This window comes from Rhodococcus sp. P4_B6, assembly GCF_056402215.1.
Genome location: NZ_JBFUHV010000022.1, coordinates 13518 through 37349 on the forward strand (window position 1 = coordinate 13518; position 23832 = coordinate 37349).

The 23832-nt window shown below is 68.4% G+C and carries 19 protein-coding genes; 7 read left to right on the top strand and 12 right to left on the bottom strand.

Translation table 11 applies throughout. The features are described from left to right. The first annotated feature begins 94 nt into the window (after positions 1 to 94). Positions 95 to 3388 (top strand): protein kinase domain-containing protein, encoded by a 3294-nt coding sequence (locus AC1DWT_RS13595; protein ID WP_477920942.1) that lies wholly within the window; start codon positions 95 to 97, stop codon positions 3386 to 3388. Here AC1DWT_RS13595 and AC1DWT_RS13600 read toward each other — a convergent pair. Then, complete coding sequence (locus AC1DWT_RS13600) at positions 3359 to 4231, bottom strand: oxygenase MpaB family protein (RefSeq protein WP_206013529.1); 873 nt, start codon at positions 4229 to 4231, stop codon at positions 3359 to 3361. The genes AC1DWT_RS13595 and AC1DWT_RS13600 overlap by 30 nt on opposite strands. 128 nt (positions 4232 to 4359) lie before the next feature. Between AC1DWT_RS13600 and AC1DWT_RS13605 the strand changes: the two genes are divergently transcribed. After that, positions 4360 to 5010, top strand: coding sequence for a TetR/AcrR family transcriptional regulator (locus tag AC1DWT_RS13605; protein WP_477920945.1), 651 nt, complete (start codon positions 4360 to 4362; stop codon positions 5008 to 5010). On the opposite strand, the gene AC1DWT_RS13610 is transcribed toward AC1DWT_RS13605, so the two are convergent. Next, positions 5007 to 5471 carry a DUF6069 family protein gene (locus AC1DWT_RS13610; protein ID WP_072937204.1) on the bottom strand — a complete coding sequence of 155 codons (465 nt, stop codon included), beginning with the start codon at positions 5469 to 5471 and terminating at the stop codon, positions 5007 to 5009. The two genes, AC1DWT_RS13605 and AC1DWT_RS13610, sit on opposite strands and share 4 nt — an antisense overlap. Positions 5472 to 5652: 181 nt before the next feature. Here AC1DWT_RS13610 and AC1DWT_RS13615 point away from each other — a divergent pair, with 181 nt between their 5' ends. After that, on the top strand, positions 5653 to 6192 hold the full coding sequence (locus AC1DWT_RS13615) for a nitroreductase family deazaflavin-dependent oxidoreductase (protein WP_477920947.1): 540 nt from the start codon (positions 5653 to 5655) through the stop codon (positions 6190 to 6192). On the opposite strand, the gene AC1DWT_RS13620 is transcribed toward AC1DWT_RS13615, so the two are convergent. Next, complete coding sequence (locus AC1DWT_RS13620) at positions 6170 to 6736, bottom strand: TetR/AcrR family transcriptional regulator (RefSeq protein ID WP_095862215.1); 567 nt, start codon at positions 6734 to 6736, stop codon at positions 6170 to 6172. The two genes, AC1DWT_RS13615 and AC1DWT_RS13620, sit on opposite strands and share 23 nt — an antisense overlap. A 247-nt stretch (positions 6737 to 6983) precedes the next feature. On the opposite strand from AC1DWT_RS13620, the gene AC1DWT_RS13625 reads away from it, so the two are divergent. Genes AC1DWT_RS13625 through AC1DWT_RS13640 form a run of 4 tightly spaced genes read left to right on the top strand, consistent with a single transcriptional unit; the run spans position 6984 to position 13836 of the window. After that, a complete protein-coding gene (locus tag AC1DWT_RS13625) occupies positions 6984 to 8222 on the top strand; it encodes a cytochrome P450 (RefSeq protein ID WP_477920949.1) in 1239 nt (412 codons plus the stop codon). Positions 8223 to 8248: 26 nt separating this feature from the next. After that, positions 8249 to 8875: a TetR/AcrR family transcriptional regulator gene (locus tag AC1DWT_RS13630; RefSeq protein ID WP_072937200.1), complete on the top strand. Its 627-nt coding sequence runs from the start codon at positions 8249 to 8251 to the stop codon at positions 8873 to 8875. A gap of 33 nt (positions 8876 to 8908) precedes the next feature. After that, positions 8909 to 10618 carry an AMP-binding protein gene (locus tag AC1DWT_RS13635; RefSeq protein WP_477920952.1) on the top strand — a complete coding sequence of 570 codons (1710 nt, stop codon included), beginning with the start codon at positions 8909 to 8911 and terminating at the stop codon, positions 10616 to 10618. Then, positions 10615 to 13836, top strand: coding sequence for an acetyl-CoA carboxylase family protein (locus AC1DWT_RS13640; protein WP_477920954.1), 3222 nt, complete (start codon positions 10615 to 10617; stop codon positions 13834 to 13836). The genes AC1DWT_RS13635 and AC1DWT_RS13640 overlap by 4 nt, the downstream gene beginning before the upstream one ends. 32 nt (positions 13837 to 13868) lie before the next feature. Here AC1DWT_RS13640 and AC1DWT_RS13645 read toward each other — a convergent pair whose 3' ends face one another. The 9 genes from AC1DWT_RS13645 to AC1DWT_RS13685 all read right to left on the bottom strand — a co-directional run bounded on the left by AC1DWT_RS13645 (position 13869) and on the right by AC1DWT_RS13685 (position 23799). Further along, positions 13869 to 14852, bottom strand: a complete 984-nt coding sequence (locus AC1DWT_RS13645) for an MDR family oxidoreductase (RefSeq protein ID WP_072937278.1) — start codon at positions 14850 to 14852, stop codon at positions 13869 to 13871. Positions 14853 to 14940: 88 nt separating this feature from the next. Next, a complete protein-coding gene (locus AC1DWT_RS13650) occupies positions 14941 to 16011 on the bottom strand; it encodes an L-idonate 5-dehydrogenase (protein ID WP_477920956.1) in 1071 nt (356 codons plus the stop codon). Between the two features lie 35 nt (positions 16012 to 16046). Next, entirely contained in the window at positions 16047 to 16985 is a 939-nt protein-coding gene (locus tag AC1DWT_RS13655) for a sugar kinase (RefSeq protein ID WP_378671559.1), read from the bottom strand. Continuing rightward, on the bottom strand, positions 16985 to 17599 hold the full coding sequence (locus tag AC1DWT_RS13660; protein WP_477920958.1) for a bifunctional 4-hydroxy-2-oxoglutarate aldolase/2-dehydro-3-deoxy-phosphogluconate aldolase: 615 nt from the start codon (positions 17597 to 17599) through the stop codon (positions 16985 to 16987). Before AC1DWT_RS13660 ends, AC1DWT_RS13655 begins: the two co-directional genes overlap by 1 nt. Next, positions 17596 to 18975 carry an MFS transporter gene (locus AC1DWT_RS13665; RefSeq protein WP_072937195.1) on the bottom strand — a complete coding sequence of 460 codons (1380 nt, stop codon included), beginning with the start codon at positions 18973 to 18975 and terminating at the stop codon, positions 17596 to 17598. Before AC1DWT_RS13665 ends, AC1DWT_RS13660 begins: the two co-directional genes overlap by 4 nt. 50 nt (positions 18976 to 19025) lie before the next feature. Next, positions 19026 to 20558, bottom strand: coding sequence for a mannitol dehydrogenase family protein (locus tag AC1DWT_RS13670; RefSeq protein WP_477920961.1), 1533 nt, complete (start codon positions 20556 to 20558; stop codon positions 19026 to 19028). A gap of 5 nt (positions 20559 to 20563) precedes the next feature. After that, the gene (manD, locus tag AC1DWT_RS13675) at positions 20564 to 21781 is read right to left on the bottom strand and encodes a D-mannonate dehydratase ManD (protein ID WP_072937193.1); all 1218 of its coding nucleotides are present in this window, start codon (positions 21779 to 21781) and stop codon (positions 20564 to 20566) included. Then, positions 21778 to 22782, bottom strand: coding sequence for a 2-hydroxyacid dehydrogenase (locus AC1DWT_RS13680; protein ID WP_477920963.1), 1005 nt, complete (start codon positions 22780 to 22782; stop codon positions 21778 to 21780). The genes manD and AC1DWT_RS13680 overlap by 4 nt, the downstream gene beginning before the upstream one ends. After that, positions 22783 to 23799: a LacI family DNA-binding transcriptional regulator gene (locus AC1DWT_RS13685; protein WP_072937191.1), complete on the bottom strand. Its 1017-nt coding sequence runs from the start codon at positions 23797 to 23799 to the stop codon at positions 22783 to 22785. Positions 23800 to 23832 lie beyond the last annotated feature (33 nt).

Consider the following 23832-nt stretch of genomic DNA (forward strand, 5'->3'; position numbering starts at 1 on the left):
GCGGCCCGGGCGGCGGCGATAGTCTGGGAAGGGTCGTCGAGAGGTAGGCGGATGACACCACGGTTCCCGGGGCGGCACAGGGGCGGATAGCGCGTTGGCAACCGACGGCGATCCGCTCCGCACACAGCGCGATACCGACACCGCGACGACGGATGAACTGCGCGCGGCCGGGTTCGACGATGCCCGGGAGATTGGGCGTGGGGGCTTCGGCGTGGTGTACCGCTGCACTCAGTCCGCTCTGGAGCGCGCCGTGGCCGTGAAGGTTCTCAGCGGCGACCTCGACGACGAGAGCCGGGCCAGGTTCCTCCGTGAGCAGCGGGCGATGGGCAGGCTGACCGGGCACCCGAACGTCGTGAGTGTGCTCGAGGTCGGCGTCACGCCGAGCGGGCGTCCGTTCCTGGTGATGCCCTACCATCCGCAGGACTCCCTCGACGCGCGGATTCGCAGGCACGGCCCGCTCACCGTCACCGAGGCGTTGCGGTTGGGAGTGAAGATCGCCGGCGCACTCGAGACCGCGCACCGGTTCGGCATCGTGCACCGCGACGTCAAACCCAGCAACATCCTGCTCACCGACTACGACGAACCGGCGCTGACGGACTTCGGCATCGCGCACATCACCGGCGGTTTCCAGACCGCAACCGGAACTATCACCGGATCACCCGCGTTCACCGCCCCGGAGGTCCTCGAGGGCGACACCCCGAGTCCGTCCTCGGACGTGTACGGCCTCGGGGCGACACTGTTCGCCGCGCTGACCGGACACGCGGCATTCGAGCGCCGGAGCGGTGAACAGGTGGTGGCGCAGTTCCTGCGGATCACCACGCAACCGGCGCCGGACCTCCGTGAGTCCGGTTTCGAAGCCGACGTGGCCGCCATGCTGGAACAGGCCATGTCGCGAGACTCGCGCGAGCGCCCGTCCGCGGCGATGCTGGGTGAAACGCTGCAGGACATTCAATTTCGCCGCGGTGTCCCCGTCGACGCGATGGCGCTGGGCCCGGATCCCGACGCGGACCGAGCGCCGGAGCGCTCCGCACGACCGCCGACAGGACGATCATCCACCGGTTCCTCGGGATCGCCGACCGACGGGAGCCTTCCGCTGGACTTGACGAGCTTCGTCGGCCGGCGAAAAGAGCTCGCCGAGGCCAAGAAACTGCTCTCGGCGTCACGGCTGGTCACGTTGACCGGAATCGGCGGTGTCGGCAAGACCCGACTGGCACTGCGCGTCGCGACCAACATCCGGCGGGCATTCGACGACGGGGTCCGGATGGTCGAATTGGGCGAATTGCGCGACGGATCGTTGCTGGGAGAAGTCGTGGCGGCCGGGCTGGGATTGCGGCAGCGGTCGCCGAGACCGCTGCAGACCCTCGTGGAGTTCCTGGAGCCGCGCGACATGCTGCTGGTCCTCGACAACTGCGAGCAGGTGGTGGATGCGGCGGCAGACCTGACGGAGACCGTGCTGCGTACCTGCCCCGGCCTGCGGATTCTCGCGACCAGTCGCGAAACCCTGGACGTCGCGGGGGAAGCCGCCCTGCGCGTTCGTCCACTGACGCTTCCGGATTCGGACAAGGAGCCGTCGCTGAAGAGTCTGCCCGGGTACGACGCAGTGACGCTGTTCGCCGAACGGGCCGCCACGGCGGTACCCGGCTTCGAGGTCACCGAAGACAATGCCGCCACCGTCGCCCGGATCTGCATCCGGCTGGACGGCCTGCCCCTGGCCATCGAATTGGCGGCGGCGAGGCTGCGCTCGATGTCGCCGGAACAGATCCTGCAGCGGTTGACCAACCGGTACGAGTTGCTGACCCGCGGAAGCCGGAGTGCACCGACCAGGCAGCAGACGCTGCGGTGGAGCATCGACTGGAGCTACGACCTGTGTCTCCCCGCCGAGCAGCAGCTGTGGTCGCGGCTGTCGGTCTTCGCCGGCAGCTTCGAACTGGACGCCGCCGAGGAGGTGACCATGTACGACGCCGAACCGGCCGGTCTCATCGATCTCGTCGCGTCGCTCGTGGACAAGTCGATCCTCATCCGCGAGGGATCGGGGGCGGTGGTGCGATTCCGGATGCTCGAAACGCTGCGCGAGTACGGCCGGGAGAAGCTCGAACAGGACGGCACCCTCCCGGACCTCCGGCGGCGGCATCACAGCTGGTACCGGCAATTCGCCCTCCAGGCCGAATCCGAATGGATCGGCCCCCGGCAGGTCGCCTGGCTCGCCCGGCTCGCCCGTGAACAACCCAACCTGCGCGAAGCGATGGAGTATGGCCTGTCCACGGCTGCCGACTCGGCCGAGGCGGGGCTGGAGATCGCGACCGCTCTGTATCCGTTCTGGGTTTCGCGTGGGCTGCTCCGCGAGGGACGCCGCTGGCTCGACCGCGCACTGGCGCAGGAGGGAGGACACGACACCGCACTCCGGGTCAAGGCGTTGCATTCGGCCAGCGTCCTCGCCAGCCGGCACGAAGACCTGGAGCGGGCAGCCGAACTGATCGACGAGGGGCGTGTGCTTGCCGAGACCCGGGGCAGTGCACTCGATCGCGCCCTCATGCTTCAAGCCGACGGAGCGCACGCACTGCACGGCGGCAACCCGGAGCACGCCGTGAGCTCGTTCACCGGGGCTCTCGAGGTGTTACGCGGCGAGCGCAACCTCCTTGCACACGTCACGGCCCTGCATGCGCTCGGATTGGCTCACGAGATACTCGGGCACGCCGAGGCCGCCACCGGCTGTCTCGACGAAGCGATCCGGATTACCGAATCACACGGTGAATCGGTGTACCTGGGCCGCTCGTCCCTGACCCTCGGGCTGGTGATGTGGCGGGAGGGCGACCGTGATCGCGCGGTGCTGCTGCTCCGAAAGGGACTCGAGCTGGCCCGCGCGGTCGACGATCCGTTCGGAGCCACCTGGTGCCTCGAAATTCTCGCCTGGATCTCGTCCCGCGAGAACGATTTCCACCGCGCCGCCGTCCTGCTGGCAGCGGCCGAGATGCTTCGACAGCGGGTGGGGACCTCCATCGTTCAGATCCCCGACTTGACCGAATCTCACAAGGAATGCGAGCTCGTCACGCGGCGCTCGCTCGGTGCCCGCGCGTTCGAGACCGCGTCCCGCGAGGGCGAGGCGCTGGGCTTCACCGCCGCCGCCTCGTATGCCCTGGGCGAAACTCTCCCCGCAGCGCCGCGGCGCGGCGATCCGGCGGCGGCACTGACCAAGCGCGAACGCCAGGTCGCCGACCTGGTCGCGCAGGGTCTGACCAACAAGGCGATCGCCGCCCGCCTCGTGATCTCTCAACGCACCGCGCAGGGTCACGTCGAGCACGTCCTCTCGAAACTCGGATTCTCATCCCGGGCTCAGATCGCGGCCTGGGTCACGGAACTGTCAGCCGACCCGGGCGGCCCGAAACCCTGATGCCGTTCCGTCGCACGCTCTTCGGGCGATGGGAGTCAGCCGCCACCGCTCGGGCAGGATCCGGAAACCGAACCGCACGACGCCTCCGAATCGGCGGAGCCTGCGCTCGTCGGCGGCGGACCACTCCCAGCCGAGCTTGTCGCGCGCGACGGGAGGCAGCGTTCCCCGGGCGATCCAGACGAGCAGCCGTCCGAGCGCGGGACCGACGAGACGCCACACCACCTCGGGGATGCGATCGTCGGGGCGTGGCATCGACAGTCCACTCAGAAGCCGCGACCTGCGCACCGTCTCGGTCTTCTCCAGGACGGTGCCGACCATCTCGTTCCAGTAGTCCACGAAATCGGCGTACGTCTCGGGCAAGTGGGTGGCCGACACCCCGTACAGCGCGTACCACTGCTTCGACTCCTGATACAACTGTTCCTTCTCGCCGGCGGTGAGCGGTTCACCGAAGTATTCGGCGACCACGTACTGGGTGCCGAGGAACGTGGCGTGTGCCCAGAAGTACGGACCCGGGTTCAGTGCGTGGTACCGCCGGCCGTCGTCCGTGGTGCCCTTGATGTCCTTGTGCATGTCGCGGATCATCTGGGCCTCCGCGCCCGTCGGATCGTAGAGCGCCCGGATGATCGGCCCCGCGGAACGGGCGAGCCGGGCGAGTTCGTTGTCGAAGACGGTCGAGTGCTGCACGAGGGCGGTGTCGATGACGGGATGCATCACCTGCAGCGTGCCCGACCACGAGATGAGCAGCGCGGTTCGCCAGTCGCCGAACCGGTGCCACGTCAGCGAATCGGGTCCGAGCGCAGGCGCAGTCGAACGACGGTGGGGCGGAAGCTCTGTGGTGGTCATGGCGATCTCCTGATGCCGCTGGATGTAGAACGTGGTGCATTCAGGATGACTGTTGACATCACCTGATGTCAACAGTCGGTGCGCGAGGGCACCCCGATCGACACCGGGATCGGTGAGACGATGACGGAATGAGCGACAGCGAGAACCCTCGTGGAGCGCCGCGCAGATGGCGCGGCCAGGAGCCGGACGACCGCCGCGCGGCGAGGCGCGCGGCGCTGATCGAGGCCGGCCTCCAGATCATGGGAACCGAGGGCACAGCGGCCACGACGATGCGCGCGACCTGCCGTCGGGCGAGCCTCACCGAGCGCTACTTCTACGAGAGTTTCGACAATCGGGAGGCGCTACTCGTCGCCCTCCTCGACCACGTCGTCCTGGGCGCGAGGGACACCCTGCTCGGGGCACTCGAGACGGCCCCGGAAGATCCGGGCCGACTCGTCCGCCACGTCGTGAAGGCGTTCACCGGCTACATCGCCGAGGACCGGCGGCGGGGACGCATCATGTTCGTCGAGTCGCAGTCCGTGTCGGAACTGGCGCAGCGCGGCGAACAACTCGTTGCCGAGTTCACCACCCCCATGGCCGCGGCACTGAAAATGCTGGGTGCCGACGGCGCACCCCGCGACGCCGTCAACACCCAGCTGAACGCGATTGCCTTGTTCGGGGCGATCGCCTTCCTGTATCAGCGCTGGCTCACCGGCAGCCCGAAGATCTCACAGAAGCGGATCGTCGAGCACATCGCACTCACCATCGAGGCGCACGTGCCGGTGAACAGCACCCCCTAGACCTGCGCGCGGACCAGCGGACGCCGCATCGCTTCGAGGCCGACGACGATCACCACGGCGATCACCACGTGCATGGCGGCCAGTGCGATGGTGCTGGCCGTGTCGAAGTCCGCTTGAACTGTGAGCGCGATCGTCGCCAGCGGCAGCAGCGCGCCGATCACTTCCGCAGGCCGGATGACGGCCACCCATTTGAGTGAGATGAGCGCGGCCAGCGTCATCCCGATCAACGTCGGAACCACCGTCAGGATGACGACGCCTCCGGGAGCGACACTGCTGGTCGTGCCCGCATCGGTCATCTCGAACGACCCGCCTGCGGCGAGGCCGAGCAGCCAGATGACCAGGTTCGGCACGAGCGCTCCGATGACGGTCGCGGCGACCGCCCAGGGCCGGCTCAGTTCGAGCGTCGCCGGGTTGATCCGTGAGGTTGTGGTTGCAGAAATCGTGGCTCCGGTGTCGGACATGATCTGTACTCCCCTGTCGAGTGGCTCGAATTGCTACTGACCGATCCTGCAACCTCAACCGTTGTTCGGGTCAAGGCGTGAAATCGAGGTCTTTTCGGTGGGACCTGACCATTAGACCCGCGGGATGCCCAAAACTCATCGCGATCGGCCCGAACCGCCCACCTGAGGGAAAATGGCCACCATGAACGCCGTCCCCACACCCCCTGACCGATCGCGCGCGCTCCGCAACCCGCTCCGCATCCTTGCGCGGTGGCTGGGCACCCGGGAATGGGTGATGCGGATGGCGCCGGTGATCATCTGGCTGGAGTCACACCTGCGCGCGTGGACCGGGAACCGCGTGAGCCTCATCGGCATCGCCGGCCTGCAGTCCGTGCAGGTGACGGTCCCGGGACGCAAGAGCGGCACCCCGCGGACGACAGCGCTGCTATGCATTCCGTACGGCGACGGATACATCGTCACCGGTTCCAACTGGGGTCGCCCCGAGCACCCGGCATGGTCGGCGAATCTGCGCGCCGCCGACGAGGCGCTCGTCAAGGTCGGGGCACGGGAGTCCCGGATGCGCGTCCAGATGGTCACGGGCGACGAACGCGAGAACCTGTGGAAATTCGTCGTCGACTACTGGCCCGGCTACCGCATGGAGCACCGGCGGTCCGGGGGACGCGAGTTCCGGCTCTTCGTGCTCGAGCCCACCCGATCGGCTACGACGCCGCGCGAATCCTGAAGATCGGCTCCACGAAGCGTTCGACGGTCCGCCGCTCGGCGGCCGCGTCGGGCAGCGGCCACGTCAACAGCGCCAGGACGACGCGCACGATCCATCCCGCAGCCTCCTCGTCGGGCGCGATGCGGGTGAGCGAGATCGCCACCCGGCCGAGTTCGGGTGCGCGGGCCAGGTACTCGTCCGTACTCCTCGGATGCGCCCCGGTGAACCACTGCACCAGGGTCGGCTCCCCGCGGATCGCCACCAGCGAGGCGAGGATCGCCTCCACGATCCGCTCCGAGTCCTCGAACGGTTCCAGCGCCTGCTCGACGTGGTCGGCCACGAAGTCGGCAGCGCGGGACATCACGGCCTCGACGAGCGTGCGCTTGCCGCCGGCGTACCGGTAGAGCGTGGCGCGTGAACACCCGGCACGGGCGGCGACCTCGTCGACACTCACCCCGTCGATGCCCTGTTCGCGAACGAGGTCGGCAGCGGCGGCGAGAATCCTCTCGACCGCGAGCACCCGCCTGCTGCCTCCGGTCAACCAGTCTGCCTGCTCCGTGCCCACGGCACCTCCAGAAACGTCCTTGCCATTTTGTCTCACGATGAGACGGATACGTGCCAATTCTATAACGTGTTCCTCTCCGATAGGGCCGTGATCAGGATCGACGAAGCCGGATCATCGAGCACTGAGACACCGGCAGAACGGCGTGCTGATCAGCAGAATCCCACCTTGCTCGCAGTCCTTGACAGCACCCGGCTCCGACGCGAACTGTGATGATGTGCAACAAGTTCTCGATGACAAGGAGTCTTCGATGGCCCACTCGCCGACCCACGGAATCGACATCTTCGATCCCACCCACCTCGACGACCCGAACGAGCTGTATCGGATTCTCCGTGAGCACTCCCCCGTCCATCGCGTCGAAGGCACCGACTTCTTCCTCGTGTCCACGTGGGACCTCGTGACAGAGGCGGCGAACCGCACCGACGACTTCTCCTCGCACCTCACCGGCGTGCTGGTGCAGCAACCGTCGGGGCCGCCCACGACGTTCGACATGGACGGCGGCGGTCAGGCGATTCACGTGCTCGCCACCGCCGACGACCCGACGCACCTGCACCACCGCAAGCTGGTGCTGCCCACGCTCGGCCGCCGCATCCGCGCGCTGACGCCCACCGTGCAGTCGCTCGTCGACACCCTGTGGGACGAGGGGCTGCGGGACGGGCGGATCGACTGGGCGGCCGAGATGGCCGACCGCCTGCCGCTGACGATGGTGGCGCATCTCATCGGGCTGCCGGAGCAGGACGTTCCCCGACTGCTCGCCTGGGCGTACGACAGCACGGAGATGCTGGGCGGGATCGTCGACGCGGGTCGCCTCGGCCGGCTGGTCGCCTCCGTGGCCGAACTGGCCGCGTACTTGCGGGCCGAACTCGTGCAGGCGAGGTCGCATCCGTCGGAGGATCTACTGGGCGTCCTCGCACACGCCTGCAATGACGGAGACCTATCCGAGGACGTCGCGACGCTCGTCCTGCTCCAGCTCGTCGGCGCCGGCGGCGAATCGACCGCGGGCCTGATCGCGAACGCCGCCCGCCTCCTGGCCACCCACCCCGGAGTGCAGACCCGGCTCCGGCACGAACCCGCGCTCGTCGACGCGTTCCTCGACGAGGCACTGCGCCTCGAATCCCCGTTCCGCGGACATCACCGGCACGTGGTCGCCGACACGACCCTCGGCGGCGTCGACCTGCCCGCGGGTAGCCACCTGCTCCTGCTGTGGGGCGCGGCCAACCGGGATCCGGCCGCGTTCGAAAGGCCGGACGAGATCGTGCTCGACCGGCCGCACATCCGCTCCCATCTCGCGTTCGGCAAGGGCGTCCACTTCTGCGTCGGATCGGCGCTCGCCCGCATGGAGGCACTCGCCGCCACCACCACGCTGCTCGCGCGCACCGACCAGTTCTCCCTCGCCGACGACGCCGAGACACGTTGGCTCCCCAGCGTCCTCGTGCGCCGCCACAGCGCACTCCCGCTGCGGATCAGGTCGTCGTCGAGCCTCGATTGACATTGACGTCAATATCAACCCATACTGTGACTGTGACCACAAGCGAGGCTCAGGAGCGGGCACGGTCGGCGCGTAAGGACAACGACGGTCCCCGCCGCCGCGAACTCCTCCGCGCCGCGAGCGCCTGCTTCGCCGAACTCGGGTACGACCGGACGACCGTCGAGGTGATCACCACCCGGGCGGAAGTGTCACGGGCGACGTTCTACGCGTACTTCTCCTCGAAGGACGAGGTGTTCCACGCCGTCGCCGCCGACGTCTGCGAGGAGTTCCTCGAGTCGCAGCACGTCGAAGGACCGGCGAGCGAGGACCTGCGAGAGGTGCTGCGCACCACCACGAAAGCCTTCGTCGAGGCCGTCTACACCAACGGACGGGTCCTCGAACTGATCAGGCACCGCGCCGGGCTCGACCCCGAGGTCGGCCGAAGCTGGACCACCGTGCAGACGCGGCTCATCCGCCGCTACACCCGGTTCATCGAGCGCATCAACGCCACCTGCGACGTCACGCCCTGTGCACCACCCGCCCGCATCGCGCAGACCCTCGCCGACGCCCAACTCGCGGGCGCGGCCCGGCTGGTCGATGCGAGCGCCCGCGAACAACGCCGGTACACCGCAGATCTGACCGCCATCTCCGAAAGACTCATCGGCTTCGCCTAGCAAGGACAATCCGCACAGAATCGGGAGTTCGGTATGCCCACTTCGCCTTCGAGTGACCCCACGGCACTGGAATCGGCCCTCGCCGAGATACGCGCACTCCAGGACGCCGCGTGGCCACCGGAGGTACCGCGGTCCGTCGAGTACCCGATCGAGGGCCGCACCGTGATCGACTATCTGCGGCACTGGGCAACGCAGCGGCCGCACACCGTCGCGATCGACTACTACGGCCGCGACATCACGTACGCCGAACTCGACGACCTGTCGGACCGCTTCGCCGGCTGGCTGCTGCAGCGGGGCGCGTCGGCAGGCGACCGCGTCGGCGTCCACCTGGCCAACTGTCCTCAATTCCACATCGCGATGCTGGGGATCCTGAAGATCGGTGCGGTCCACGTCCCGATCAACCCGCTGTTCCGCGAACACGAACTCGCGTACGAACTCGGTGACGCCGGCGTGGAGATTCTGCTGACCCAGGATTCCCTCGCGGACATGGTCGAATCCGTGCGTGGCGAGTCGGCTCTGCGGCACGTCGCGGTCACCGCCCTGTCGGACCTGCTGCCCGCCGAACCCAGCGTCGCACCGCCGTTCCCCACCGCGTCCGGAGCCACCGACTGGGCGGGGATCATGGAATCCCCTCGCGCCGATCCGATCCCGATGGATCCCGACGCGCTCGCGACACTGAACTACACCGGCGGCACCACCGGGATGCCGAAGGGCTGCAAACACACTCAGGCGCACATGGTGTACACCGCCGCCACCGCGACACTGGCCGGGGGCAGGCAGGTGGGCGAGGCTCCCCCGGTGGTCCTCGGGTTCCTGCCCATCTTCTGGATCGCCGGCGAGGACTTCGGCATCCTGTACCCCCTGATCAACGGCGGCACCGTCGTGCTGCTCACCCGATGGGACCCGGAAGCCGCGGCGACCCTCGTCGAACGGCGTGGTGTGACGTCGATGGTCGGCACCGTCGACAACTACGTGGAACTGATGGATCTGCCCGGCTTCGCCGAGCGGGACTTCTCCACCCTCGGCAACGCGATGGCCGTGTCGTTCGTGCTCAAACTCGACCCCGAGATCCGCGGCCGATGGCGCGACGCGACCGGACACGTGCTCCGGGAGGCCAGTTACGGCATGACGGAGACGCACACCGCCGACACCATCACGCTCGGTTTCCAGACCGACGACGAGGATCTGCTCAGCGAACCCGTGTTCTGCGGGCTGCCGGTTCCGGGGACCGATGTGCTGGTCGTCGACGACGCCGGGGTTCCGGTGCCGGTGGGGCAACCCGGGCAGATCATCGTCCGCAGTCCGTCGCTGCTCACCGGCTACTACCGCAAACCCGACGCCACCGCTGCGGCGCTGCGCGACGGATGGCTCCAGACCGGCGACGTCGGCAAGCTGAACGGCAAAGGCGCACTGCACTATCTGGCGCGAAACAAGGAAATGATCAAGACCAACGGGATGAGCGTGTTCCCCTCGGAGGTGGAGGCACTGCTCCTGCTGCACCCCGACATCCAGTCGGCCGCGGTGGTCCCCAAGCCCGATCCGGGCAAGGGCCAGGTGCCGTTCGCGTTCGTCCAGCTCCTGCCCGACCGTCAGGTCTCGGGAGAGGAACTGCGGGCGTGGGCGGCCCGGAACATGGCCACCTACAAGGTCCCCACCGTCGAGGTGCTCGACGCACTACCCATGACGGCGACGGGGAAGGTCCGCAAGGCCGACCTGTTCGCCCTGGCCGAGGAGTACAAGTGACCCTGCTGGTCGCCAATCGCGGCGAGATCGCGCTGCGCATCATCCGCTCGGCGGAGGAGATGTCGGTCGACACCGTCGCCGTGTATGCGGAGGACGACGCCGACAGCCCCCACGTGCGCGCGGCGACCGAGGCGGTCGCGCTGCGCGGCTCGGGACCGTCCGCGTACCTGGACGCTCGCGCCCTCCTCGACGCGGCCGCCGAGTTCGGCGCGACGGCGGTGCATCCCGGTTACGGGTTCCTCAGCGAGAACGCCGATTTCGCCCGCGCCTGCGGCGAGGCCAGGCTGGCCTTCGTGGGCCCGAGCCCGGAGGTGCTCGACATCTTCGGCGACAAGTCGTCGGCACGCGAGGCCGCTGTCGCCGCGAAGGTTCCGGTGCTCGCCGCGACGAACGGCCCCACCGACCTGGACGGCGTCCGCGCGTTCTTCGCGGAGCAGCCGCGCGGCATCATGATCAAGGCACTCGCGGGCGGCGGCGGCCGCGGCATCCGCGCCGTCCGCAGCGCGGACCGGATCGACGAGGCCTACCGGGCGTGCGCGGCGGAGGCGGAACTCGGGTTCGGCAATCCCGCACTGTTCGCCGAGGCGCTGCTCGAGGGCGCCCGGCACATCGAGGTGCAGGTGGTCGCGGCACCGCAGGCGAGCGTGACGCGGGCACTCGCCGTCGGCGACCGCGACTGCAGCGTGCAGCGCCGCCACCAGAAACTCGTCGAGATCGCACCCGCGCAGGGGCTCGACCCCGGACTGCGCAGCGAACTGCACGAGGCCGCGGCGCGGCTGTGTGCCAGTGTCGGCTACCGGGGACTCGCCACCGTCGAATTCCTGGTGTCCCCGGACGGATTCGTGTTCCTGGAGGTCAATCCGCGGATTCAGGTGGAACACACGGTCACCGAGGAGGTGACGGGGATCGACCTCGTCGCCGTGCAGATCGACATCGCTCGGGGAGCGGACTTCGCGGAACTGGCGCTGCCGGACGGGGTCGGCGCCGTCGGGCTCGACACGTCGGGCACACCCGCTGTCGCGCGCGGAATCGCCGTCCAGTCCCGGGTGAACATGGAGACGATGCGCCCCGACGGTCAGGCCGTTCCCGCCGCGGGCACGCTGTCCGTGTTCTCCCCGCCGACGGGACCGGGGGTGCGCGTCGACACCTACGGGCGGCCGGGACTGTCGCCGAGCCCGCGGTACGACTCGCTCCTCGCGAAGGTGATCGTGCATTCCCGCGGGCAGTCGTTCGCGGCCGCGGCGCGCAAGGCGGATGCGGCGCTCGCCGAGTTCATCGTCGAGGGCGTCCCCACCAACATCTGCTTTCTCCGGGCGATTCTCACGGATCCCGGCTTCGCCGACGGCGTCGCCGGCACCGACTACCTGGCGGAGCGGATGGGTGCCCTCGTCGACGCCGCCCACGTGCATCATCCGGCGGAGGTCGCGTCGGACGCGGTCGAGTTGCGCGCCGGCGAGGACGTGCTGCGCGCACACCTGGCCGGGACGGTCGTGGAGTCGGCCGCCGAAGGGTCCACCGTGACGTCGGGTGCGCACCTCGTGGTGCTCGAGGCCATGAAGATGCAGCACGTGATCGCCGCCCCCACCGGCGCGGTGGTCGAGCGGAATCTGGTGTCGCCCGGGCAGACGGTCAACGCCGGCGATCCACTGGTCGTGATCCGCCGTACCGGATCGGAGGCCGGCGACGTGGCCGACAGTGCAACCGATCTCGATCGTGAGCGTGCCGATCTGGCGGAGATCCGGCAGCGGCACGACTACACGCTCGACGCCGCCCGGCCCGCCGCGATCGCGAAGCGCGCGAAGCTCGGGAGGCGCAGTGCCCGCGCCAACATCGAAGACCTGGTCGACCCCGGCAGCTTTGTCGAGTACGGGCCCCTCGTTCTCGCCGCGCAGCGCAGTCGCCGCTCCGAGCAGGACCTGATCGAGAACACCCCCGCCGACGGCCTGATCGCCGGCCTCGCCGCAATCAACGGGGACGTGTTCGGTCCGCAGAATTCCCAGGCGGTGGTGCTGTCGTACGACTACACGGTGCTCGCCGGAACCCAGGGCATGCGCAACCACGCGAAGACGGACCGGGTGATCGAACTCGCCGGCCGCAAGCAGGTTCCGGTCGTCCTGTTCGCCGAGGGCGGCGGCGGACGTCCCGGCGACACCGACGCCGGTCCCGCCGCGGGCCTGGACCTGAACACCTTCCGGTCGCTGGCGGCGCTGAACGGGAAGGTGCCGCTGGTGTCGATCGTGTCCGGCCGCTGCTTCGCGGGCAACGCCGCCCTGGCCGGGGTCTGTGACGTCCTGATCGCCACCCCCGACGCGAACATCGGCATGGGCGGCCCGGCGATGGTCGAGGGCGGCGGGCTGGGTGTGTTCCGGCCGGAGGACATCGGGCCGGTGGACGTGCAGCGCCGCAACGGTGTGATCGATCTGCTCGCCCGGGACGAGGCGCATGCCGTCGAACTGGCGAAGACGTACCTGTCGTACTTCCAGGGGGTGCTCCCCGACTGGGAAGCCCCCGACGAGCGGCTGGCCCGTCACGTCGTCCCGGAGAACCGGTTGCGCGCCTACGACGTTCGCAGAGCGGTGGAGTCCATCGCCGACGTCGGCTCGGTCCTCGAGCTACGCCGCGACCACGGCGTCGGCATCGTCACCGCGCTGATCCGGGTCGAGGGGGCGCCGTACGGTCTCGTCGCGAACAGCAGCCACCACCTCGGCGGTGCGATCGACGCGGTCGCGGCCGACAAGATGGCCCACTTCCTGGAACTGTGCGAATCGTTCAGCCTGCCGGTGGTCTCGCTTTGCGACACACCGGGATTCATGGTCGGTCCCGACTCGGAGAAGGAGGCCACGGTCCGCCGATTCGGCAAGCTGTTCATCACCGGCGCGCAGATGACCGTGCCGTACGGAACGGTCATCCTGCGCAAGGGCTACGGTCTCGGCGCGATGGCCATGGCGGGCGGCTCCTTCCACGCGTCCGAGTTCACGGTCGCGTGGCCGACCGGCGAGATCGGCGCCATGGGGCTGGAAGGCGCGGTGCGCCTCGGGTTCAGGAAGGAACTCGAGGCGCTCGATGACCCCGCCGAGCGGGACGCGGCATTCACGCAACTCGTCGACGCCGCCTACCAGCACGGGAAGGCACTCAACGCGGCGACGATCTTCGAACTCGACGACGTGATCGACCCGGCGGATACCCGCGCCTGGATCGTGCGGCTCCGCCGCCCGTGAGCACTTGTTAACCGCCGGACGTTAATAAGTACTCACAGGCGCGTCAGCGCACGACCCGACCACGTACCCGCCCGCACCTGATCGATCACCGACACGACGTCGGCAATCGGGACCTCGTGCGTGATCGACTCGAGGCGGCTGGGTGCGAGGTCGGAGGCGAGGCGGCCCCACAGTCGGCGCCGCTGGTCGATCGGGTACTGCACCGAGTCGATGCCGAGCAGGCTGACGCCGCGCAGGATGAACGGCAGGACCGTGGTCTCCAACTTCGGTCCGCCGGTCAGTCCACTGGCCGCCACGGCACCGCCGTATTCGATGGTGCTGAGCACGTGAGCGAGGGTGGCGCCGCCGACACAGTCGACTGCGGCAGCCCACTGAGCCTTGCCGAGGGGACGCGGTTTCGTGTCGGGTTCGGGGAGGCGTCCGATCACCTTGCTCGCGCCCAGCTGGGTGAGCAGTTCCGCCTTCTCCGGCTTTCCGCTCGACGCGACCACCTCGAAGCCGGCCGCCGACAGCAGGTCGACGGCGACGGTGCCGACGCCGCCGCTCGCACCGGTCACCAGGACCGGGCCGTGGCCCGGCTCGACGCCGCGGGACTGCAGTGCCTCCACGCTCATCGCAGCCGTGAAACCGGCGGTCCCGATCGCGGCGGCGGTGCGGGTGGACATGCCGTCGAGTTTCACCACCCAGTCGGCCGGGACGCGGGCGAACTGCGCGTACCCGCCGTGCCGGGCCGTTCCGATGTCGTAACCGTGAGCGACGACCTTGTCACCGACCGCGAACTCCGGCGACTGCGACTCGGCGACGATGCCTGCGACGTCGATGCCGGGGACGATGGGGTATTCGCGGACCACTCCGCCCTTCGGTGTCAGCGCCAGCGCATCCTTGAAGTTCACGCTGGAGTACTCGACCTGGATCGTGACCTCGCCCTGTGGCAGGAACGATTCGTCGACCGTCTCCTCGGAGAGGCCGATGGCGCCCTCGTTCTCGCGAGCGATCCAGGCGGTGAATTCCTTCATCAGCTTGCTCTCCTGACCTCGGGGGTGCGTCGAGACCATCATGCGACAACTGTGCCGCGTCGACGATGCCGGGGCGAGGATCCCGGGATCAGAACCTGAGGAGAACCTTGCTCGACGACGACGCGTCCTTGGCCGACGCGAACGCGGTGAGCGCATCGGCTACGTCGTACTCGGCCGTGATGATCGGATCGACCGCCAGCGAGCCGTCGGCGAGAGCGGCCACGACCTCGTCGATCTCGTCGTTGAACCGGAACGAACCGATCAGGTCCAGTTCCCGGGTGATCGCGATCGAGACGGGTACCGGCTGATCACCGGAGGGAAGCAGTCCGACCATCACGACCCGGCCGCCGCGCGCGGTCCCGTGGATCGCCGACCACAGACCGCGGTGGTTGCCGGAGCATTCGATGGTCACGTCTGCTCCGACCGCCGCGACCGCGCCGGCGTCGGTGGCCGTGAGGGTCACGTCCGCGCCCACGTCGCGCGCGATCTGCAGCGGGTACTCGTGCATGTCCACCGCCGTGATCTTCCCGGCGCCCGCTCGCTTCAGTACCGCCACCACGAGCGCCCCGATGGGTCCGGCGCCGATGACGAGGACCGACCGATCCTTCACCTCCCCTGCCCGCGCGACCGCGTGCCACGCCACGCTCGCCGGCTCGGCCAAGGAGGCGAGCCGCAGATCGAGCCCGGACGGGAGGACCCGCAGCATGCGGGTCGGGACGGCGACGTGGCTGACGAACAACCCGTCCGTGTGCGGAAAGTGCGCCGCACTGCCCAGGTACGTGCATCCGGGGGAAATGTTGGGGCGGTCGGCCGGATACGTCGCGCTGTCGCCGCCGGGTGTCGCGGGATGGATGGTGACGGGTGCGCCGGGACGGGGACCGCTGCCGTCCGTCGCGCCGATCAGCACTGTGCCCGACGCCTCGTGCCCGAGCCGCATCGGTGCGCGGAGGATCGACTCGCCTGCGGCGCCGTGCTGCCAGTAGTGGAGGTCGGATCCGCAGATTCCGCCGTAGGCGATGCGGATCACCGCCTCGTCCGGCTTCGGTGCGGCGATAGGCACGTCCTCGACGCGCAGGTCGTTCGCGCCGTGGGCGACGACCGCCTGCGCATGCGTCGGAATCTCGATCGTTTCCGTGCCGGTGGTCTCGGTGGTGTTCATCGGTGAAGTCCAGTTCTGTGGGATATGGGAGCTTGTCATCTGGTGACGGGTTCCGCGGTCGTGAGGAGTCCGAGTTCGTCCCTGCGCGGCATGCCCTCCCAGTCGCCGGACACGGTGCACGCGAAAGCCCCCACGGTCACCGCGGTTCTCAGACGGTCGCCGGGTGACTCTCCCGCGAGGCGGTCCGCGATGTATCCGGCAACGAAACCGTCTCCGGCCCCGACGGAGTCGACGACGTTCACCGGCACCGCCGGCAGGGAGAACGTCTCGCCGTCGACCATCGCCAGGCACCCCTGGTCTCCCAGTTTCAGGATGCTTTCGCGGGGACCCAGGTCGCGGACACGCGCGACGAGTTCTGCGGGGTCGCCGTCACCCACCGCGATCGCGGCCTCGTCCTCACCGGCGAAGACGATGTCCGACAACGCTATCAGCTCGCGGAAGACGGGACCCGCTTCTTCCGGCGACCACAGCGCACGGCGGTAGTTGAGATCGAACGACACCGGAATGCCCAGTGCGCGTGCCCGTTCGACGCAGTACAGAGTGGTCTTCCTGGCGCTGTCGGACAGGGCCGGGGTGATGCCGGTGACATGCAGCAGCGACGCCGACTCGAGGCGGTCGTCCGCGATGTCCGACATCGTGAGCCGCGACCCTGCGCTGCCGGTCCGGTAGTACCAGACGCGGGTGGCGGTGGCGGTTCGCCGCTCCTTCACCATCAGCCCGGTCGGGGCGTCCGGATCGCGGATGACGTCGGCGGTGATTCCCTCGGCCCGGAGTTCACGCTCGACCAGGTCACCCAGGCTGTCCTGGCCGACGCGCCCGACCCAGGCGACGTCCACGCCGAGCCGTCGTAGCGCGATCGCGAAGTTCGTTTCGGCCCCGCCGATTCCCAGGTGCAGCGTCGAGGTGTGGGCGAGTGCACCGGTGTCCGCCGCTCGGGTGAGTGCCATCGTTTCGCCGAACGTCAGTACCGTCATCACGCGACCGCCGGTTCTGCGACGACGCCCGCGAGGCGCCGGCATCGTTCGGCCAGCTGACCGAGGTCCCCGCCGCGGAGTGCGTCCCCGATCAGGGGGCCGCCGAGGCTGACCGCCGCCGCTCCGGCGGCGATCCACACGGGGACGTCCTCGATGCTCACCCCGCCCGAGGGGACGACCTGGATGTCGGGGAAGGGCCCGCGCAGGTGCGCGATGTACTCCGGGCCGACCACCGATGCCGGGAACAACTTCACTGCGGTCGCACCCGCGTTCCATCCGTTCCACAGCTCGGTCGGGGTGAATCCGCCCGGGTAGATCGGGACACCCGCACGCACGGCCGTGGCGATGACGTCGAGGTTGGTGGTCGGTGTCACGAGGAAGTCGGCACCCACGTCGAGGGCGGCCCGGGCCTGGTCGACGGTGGTGACCGTGCCGACCCCGATCTCGGCGCCGTCCGGTGCGTCGCGCCGGATGCTGCGCAGAGACTCGAGGGTGCCCGGCGTGCTCATCGTCAGCTCGACGGCCCGCACCCCGTTCTCGGCGAGGACGGTCACGACGGGGGCGTACCGGTCGGCGTGCGCGGCGCGCAGCACTGCGATGACGGAGGAGATCATGCCGCCGTCACCTCACGATCGGTGGCGTTGGCGGCCAGCGTGAGGTCGCGGTCGCGAGTTTCCGGTGCCATCGTCGAGGCGATCAGAACCGTCACGGCCATCACGATCATGTAGACCGCGACGGGGATCCAGGAGCCGGAGAAGGCCGTGACGAGGGCCGCGCAAATCAGTGGCGCGACACCGCCGCCGAAGATCGACGCGAATTCACGTCCGAGCGTGACTCCGGCGTAGCGGTAGCGGGAGCCGAAGATTTCCGGGAAGTAGCTCATCGTGACACCGACCGCGCCCTGGCAGGCCAGGATGAAGCCGACGATCATCGCCATCGTGATCAACAGGTGCGAGCCGGTGTTCAGAGCCAGGAAGGTCGGCACCGGCAGGATGATCAGAGCGATCACGATCGAGATGTACACCGGCTTGCGGCCCACCCGATCGGACAGCCGACCGAACCCATAGGCCGCGATGCCGCCGCAGATGGCCCCGACCAGCAGCACCTTGGGAATGAACGTGGGGTCGACGTGCACGTCGTTCTTGAGGTACGACGCCATGAACACCTGGTACGTGTACGACTGCGCGCTGATGCCGATCGTCATGAACATGACGATGAACAGCGGCTTCTTGCCGTTCGCGAAGATCTCCTTCACGGGTGTCTTCGGAACGTGGTGCTGCTCCTTGAGTTCCTGGAACACCGGGCTCTCGTTGAGCTTGCGACGGATGACGAACGCGGCGACAGTCACGAGCAGACTGCTGATGAAGACGAGCCGCCAGCCCCAGGACATGAGCTGCTCCTCCGGCAGGAGCTGCGCGGCGATCCACGCGACTGCGCCGAGCGCCGTGCCCAGCGCGGCCCCGGTCATCACCAGCGCGGCGAGCCGGCCTCTCCTGCCTATCTGCGCTGTCTCCGTCAGAAGGGTTGCACCACCGGACTGTTCGGCGCCCGCGCCGAATCCCTGGAAGAATCGGCACGCGACGAGGAGAGCGGGTGCGAGCAGCCCGACCTGACTGTAGGTGGGCAGCAGACCGATACCCAGTGTCGCGCCGCCCATCAGCATCAGGGTCGCGACGAGCACCCATTTGCGGCCGAGACGCTCACCGTAGCGTGAGAAGAACAGGCCGCCGAGCGGTCGGGCGAGGAACCCGACGGCGTAGGCGCTGAAGCTCGCGAGGATGCCCGCCGCGGGCGAGATGTTCGGAAAGAACAGTGTGTTGAAGATCAGCGCCGAGGCGGTGCCGTAGATGACGAAGTCGTACTGCTCGAGGGTGGTGCCGATGAGTCCCGCCCACGCCGCCCGGCGGACTGCGGCCGGGTCTGCCTGGGGTGTACCGCCTGCGCGGCCGGGTGTTTTCGGGTTCACCGTGGGGTCGAGTGTAGTGTCCATGGATTCCTCCATTGGTGGTTCCCGGAAAGTCCGGGCAGGGGGTGAGAGAGTCAGATGGTCGCCCTGGACTGCAGCGTGAGCGCGCCGGGGTCCGGGACCGGGGCGGATGCTTCACCGGCGGCGACAGCCGGCCCGTGGCGGACGATGATGTCGACGAAGTCGGCAATCCGCGAGACGAACTCGGTGTGCGCAGCGAGAACGCTGGGAAACAGGCCTCCGTCGACGAAGACGGAGCGAACGAATTCTGTAGTGGAAGCGGCGTTGTCGGCCATTCCTGCCAGGCGCGGTCGAGCGGGGTCGGTCATGGATCGTGCGTGTGGGCCGGGGTCGAATCCAGGCAGCGGGGCGATGCAGGCGAGATACGCCGCCACGGTCAGAGCAAGGAACTGCGGGACGTCACCGCGGCCGAGGTGTTCGAGCGCGGGGATCGGGATACGCTGCGCCAATTTGACCGATCCGTCGGAGCCGACCTGCGAGGTGCGGTGTCCCAGAGCGGTATTGGACCAGCGCGAAAAGAGTTGCCGGATGTAGTCGTCCGTGTCGACCGCTTCGGGAACAGTGACTGTCGGCAGGTATTCGTCGCACAGGATGCTGCGCGCCGCGTCCTCGACGAACGGTCGTGCCACGGACTCGGGGATGGTGGCACACCCGTCGAGTGCGCCGAGGTACGCGATGAGCGAATGCGTCCCGTTGAGCAGCCGGACCTTCATCAGCTCGTACGGCTCGACGTCGTCGGTGAACAGTGCGCCGCCGTGCTCCCAGGCGGGACGGCCGGCGGCGAACTTCTCCTCCATCACCCACATCGTGAACGGTTCGGCGGGGACGGCGATCGTGTCCCGCACGCCGAGGTGCGTCAGGGCCGTCTCGTTGTATCGGTCCGAACTGGACGGCACGATGCGGTCCACCATCGAATTGGGGAACGCCACGGACGCATCCATCCAGGTCAGTACCTCGTCACGGAGGGGTGCCCTGAAGGTGCCGACGAACTCGCGCACGAGCCGTTCGGTCTGCCGCCCGTTTGCCAGCAGGTTGTCGCAGCTGAGGATGGTGATCGGGGTGCCGTGTGTGCTCGCCCGCAGGGCCAGTGCGCGGGCGATCTGTCCGATCGTCGTGCGCGGCGTCGAGGCCTCGGCGAGATCACGCCGGACAGCGTCGGAGTCGAGGTCGAGGGATCCGGTCTCGGGAGACACGGTGTACCCGTGTTCGGTCACGGTGATCGTCACGATCTTCGTTGCCGGATCCGCGATCGCGTGAACGACGGACTCCGGATCGTGTTCGGCCACCAGGGTCCCGGTGTGGGAGCCGGGAACTCTGACACGCGATCCACCGGGCGAGATCTCGACGACGCTGTAGAGCAGATCCTGCGCCGTCATCGCATCGGCGACGGCGCTCGACCGGCTCGCCACACCGAGGATCCCCCACGGCCCGGGTTCGCGTTCCATTGCCAGCGCGGTGTAGACGGCCTGGTGGGCACGGTGGAAGTTGCCGAGCCCCAGGTGCACGATCCCGGTGCCTTCCGGCACCCGCCGGTGGATCAGTGCCGCGGCGGAAACGTTTCGGCGTGAGAGTGGGTGTTCGGTCATGCGCGTCACCAATCCGTCATGGAGCCGTCGCGGCGCCGGGCGACCGGGAGGTAGGCCTGCTCGTAGGGATACTTCGCCGCGAGTTCCTCGTTCATCGTCACTCCGACACCCGGTGCGTCACCGGGGGTGAGATGGCCGTCCGCGAACGACCACGCGTGCGGGAAGACCTCACTGACGAGCGGGTCGTAGCCCATGTATTCCTGAATTCCGAAGTTCGGCGTCGCCAGTCCGAGATGTAGGCTCGCGCCCAGGGAGATCGGCGAGACGTCCGACGGCCCGTGCGGTCCGCCTCGCACCTGATACACCTCGGCGAGCGCAAATATTTTGCGGACGTGGCTGATTCCGCCGGCGTGGACGATCGCCACGCGAATGAAGTCGATCAGTTGTTCGGTGATCAGGTGCTGGCAATCCCAGATCGTGTTGAAGACCTCGCCGATCGCCAGCGGCGTCGTGGTGTGGTTGCGCACCAGACGCAACGCGTCCTGGTTCTCTGCCGGCGTGACGTCCTCGAGCCAGAACAGATTCACCGGCTCGAGCGATTTGCCGAGCCGCGCGGCCTGCTGCGGGGTGAGTCGATGGTGGGCGTCGTGCAGCAACTTGAGGTCGGGGCCGACATGGTCCCGGACCGCCGCGAGGACCCCGGGCACATGATTGAGGTAGGCGTCCGTGTCCCATACCTCCTCGACCGGGAGTGCGCCGCGGCTCGCGGGCTCGTATCCCGCAGCCCCCTTGTGCACACCGTAGACCGAATCGAGTCCGGGCACCCCGGACTGCACACGAATCGCCTGAAAGCCCTTCTCCCGCTTGGCGTCGACGGAGTCGAGCAGCGCGGGCACGTCCCACCCGGTGGCGTGGGTGTACGACAGGACGCGGTCACGCACGGCACCGCCGAGCAACTGGTAGACGGGCTGGCCGAGCGTCTTGCCCTTGATGTCCCAGAGCGCCACGTCGACCGCGCCGATCGCGGCCATCGTGACCGGCCCGCGGCGCCAGTACACCCCACGGTAGAGGTACTGCCAGGTGTCCTCGATCCGCGTCGCGTCCCGTCCGATCAGCAAGGGAGCGACGTGGTCTCGCAGATACGACGCGACGGACAGTTCGCGGCCGTTCAGTGTCGCGTCACCGTAACCGACGACGCCGTCGGCGGTGGTGATCTTCAGGGTGACGAAGTTGCGGGTGGGGCTGCAGACCAGCACGTCCGCGGAGATGATCTTGTCGGTCATGCCCGTGATCCTTTCGCTCCGACCGCGGGAGCAACGACGTTGCGCAACTGCTCCCCGCGTGCGAGTCGGGTGATGTTGTCGGTGATGTCGTCGACGCGGCCGAGAAACGTCTGCCGCGACACCCCGGAAGAATGCGGCGTCATCATGATGTTGGGGAGTTCGGAGAACGGGAGGGCACTGGGCGCACCTCGACCGTCGGCGCCGGGATAGTCGTACCAGACGTCGATGGCCGCAGCCGCGATGGTCGACGAGGACAGCGCGTCGAACAGTGCCTGCTCCTGGACGAGAGGCCCGCGGCCCACGTTGACCAGCACACCGTCGCTGCCCAGCGCACGCAATTCGTCGGCGCCGATCATGCCCCGCGTCCGGTCGTCGAGCGGTGCGGACACCACGACGACATCGGATTCGGCGAGGAGACGCCCGAGCTGGGACACGTCGGCCGCCCAGTCCAACCCCTCACCCGTCGCATCGACGTTGCCGCGGCCGGTCACGGCCGCTCCTGTCGCGCCGAATGCCCGGAACAGATTCCACGCGGCGTTGCCGATGTGGCCGAAACCCACGAAACCCACCCGCGCACCCTGCAGTGAATTCGACTGTGTGAGGCGGTCGTCGTAGACCGACGTCGCCCACACCCCGCGCCGCAGGGCCGCGTCCTGGGCGACGAAGCCGCGCCGAAGCATCACTGCGGCCGCCACGACGTATTCCGCGATCGACTTCTCGTGGTGGAAGGTGTTCRCCACCAGCACGTCGGGGGCCAGGGCGCCGAACGAGATATTGTCTGTCCCGGCGCCGGCGACGTGCACGAGCCGCAGCGTGGTCGCGGACGACGCCATCGACGGCGTGAACTTTCCCCCGACATACACGTCGGCGTCACGCAGATCTTCGATCAGGGCAGCCTCGTCGAAGCTGCCGTGCCAGGACAGTTGCGATCCTGTGGGAACCGCGGCATCGAACCGCGCCCGGTGTGGGATCAGATTACTGTCGGCAACAACGATTTTCATCTAGCGGCTCTCTTTTCCGGGGCGAAACACCCGATCGTGCGCCGGTCCGGCCGACGCACGGACGACAAGTTGTGTGGGGAGGTGAACTTCGCGGACGTCGGAATCCGGTTCGCCGGCGCGCTGGTACACCAGGTCGAGACTCAGCACGCCGGCTCTCGCCATGGGCACGTTGACACTCGTGAGCGCGGGGTTGGCGAGCTCGGCCAGCGGTGAGTCGTCGATGCCGACGACGCTCAGGTCGTCCGGAACCGAAAAGCCCATTGCGCGGACGCCGTTCATCACACCGATCGCCATCGGATCGTTGTGTGTGATCACGGCACTCGCACCGGTCGCGATCACGCTCGCGGCCGCGGCATGACCACCCGCGAGGGTCTCCTGCTGCCAGCCGAGCAGGCTCAGCTGCACATCGCGGGACTTGCAGAATTCCTCGACCGCGGCGACGCGGCGCTGATTCGACCAGGACTGCGGCGAGCCCTGGACGTAGGCGAGGTGTTCGTGCCCGAGGGCAACGAGGTAGTCGATGGTCTGACGAAGACCGTCCTCGGAATCCGCCACGATGCAATCGCATTCGGGCGAAGACCGGTTGACGAGCACCAGTGGGGTGTCGCCGGCAAGCTGCACGATGTCGGACGCGGGCAGTCGCGGCGCGCAGACGACGAGTGCGTCGACACGACCCTGCAATTCGCCGAGGACCTCGCGCTCACGATCCGCGCTGCCGTCCGTGTCGGTGAGGAGCACGGTCTGCCGCCGGTGCCACCCCTGAGCCTGCGCCGCCTTCACGAAACTCGCGAACACCGTGTGCGCAATGTCGGGCACCACGACAGCGACGGTGGTCGCCGTCGGCCTCACGGCGTCATTGCGTGTCGGCGACGCCGCCCGGTAGCCGATCTCGTCGGCGACCGCGATGATCCGCGCGAGAGTGTCCGGTCCGATCCGGTCCGGGGCACTGAACGCCCGCGATGCGGTGGACAGGGATACCCCTGCGCGTTGAGCGACCTCGGTCAAGGTGGGTGCCACTGTGCTACCGCCTCGCTGTTCGTTGTGACTGCC

Coding starts and splice junctions, on each gene's coding strand:
- AC1DWT_RS13600 (WP_206013529.1), bottom strand. CDS start 4,231: ATGACCACCACAGAGCTTCCGCCCCACCGTCGTTCGACTGCGCCTGCG.
- AC1DWT_RS13605 (WP_477920945.1), top strand. CDS start 4,360: ATGAGCGACAGCGAGAACCCTCGTGGAGCGCCGCGCAGATGGCGCGGC.
- AC1DWT_RS13610 (WP_072937204.1), bottom strand. CDS start 5,471: ATGTCCGACACCGGAGCCACGATTTCTGCAACCACAACCTCACGGATC.
- AC1DWT_RS13615 (WP_477920947.1), top strand. CDS start 5,653: ATGAACGCCGTCCCCACACCCCCTGACCGATCGCGCGCGCTCCGCAAC.
- AC1DWT_RS13625 (WP_477920949.1), top strand. CDS start 6,984: ATGGCCCACTCGCCGACCCACGGAATCGACATCTTCGATCCCACCCAC.
- AC1DWT_RS13635 (WP_477920952.1), top strand. CDS start 8,909: ATGCCCACTTCGCCTTCGAGTGACCCCACGGCACTGGAATCGGCCCTC.
- AC1DWT_RS13645 (WP_072937278.1), bottom strand. CDS start 14,852: ATGAAGGAATTCACCGCCTGGATCGCTCGCGAGAACGAGGGCGCCATC.
- AC1DWT_RS13650 (WP_477920956.1), bottom strand. CDS start 16,011: ATGAACACCACCGAGACCACCGGCACGGAAACGATCGAGATTCCGACG.
- AC1DWT_RS13655 (WP_378671559.1), bottom strand. CDS start 16,985: ATGACGGTACTGACGTTCGGCGAAACGATGGCACTCACCCGAGCGGCG.
- AC1DWT_RS13660 (WP_477920958.1), bottom strand. CDS start 17,599: ATGATCTCCTCCGTCATCGCAGTGCTGCGCGCCGCGCACGCCGACCGG.
- AC1DWT_RS13665 (WP_072937195.1), bottom strand. CDS start 18,975: ATGGACACTACACTCGACCCCACGGTGAACCCGAAAACACCCGGCCGC.
- AC1DWT_RS13670 (WP_477920961.1), bottom strand. CDS start 20,558: ATGACCGAACACCCACTCTCACGCCGAAACGTTTCCGCCGCGGCACTG.
- manD (WP_072937193.1), bottom strand. CDS start 21,781: ATGACCGACAAGATCATCTCCGCGGACGTGCTGGTCTGCAGCCCCACC.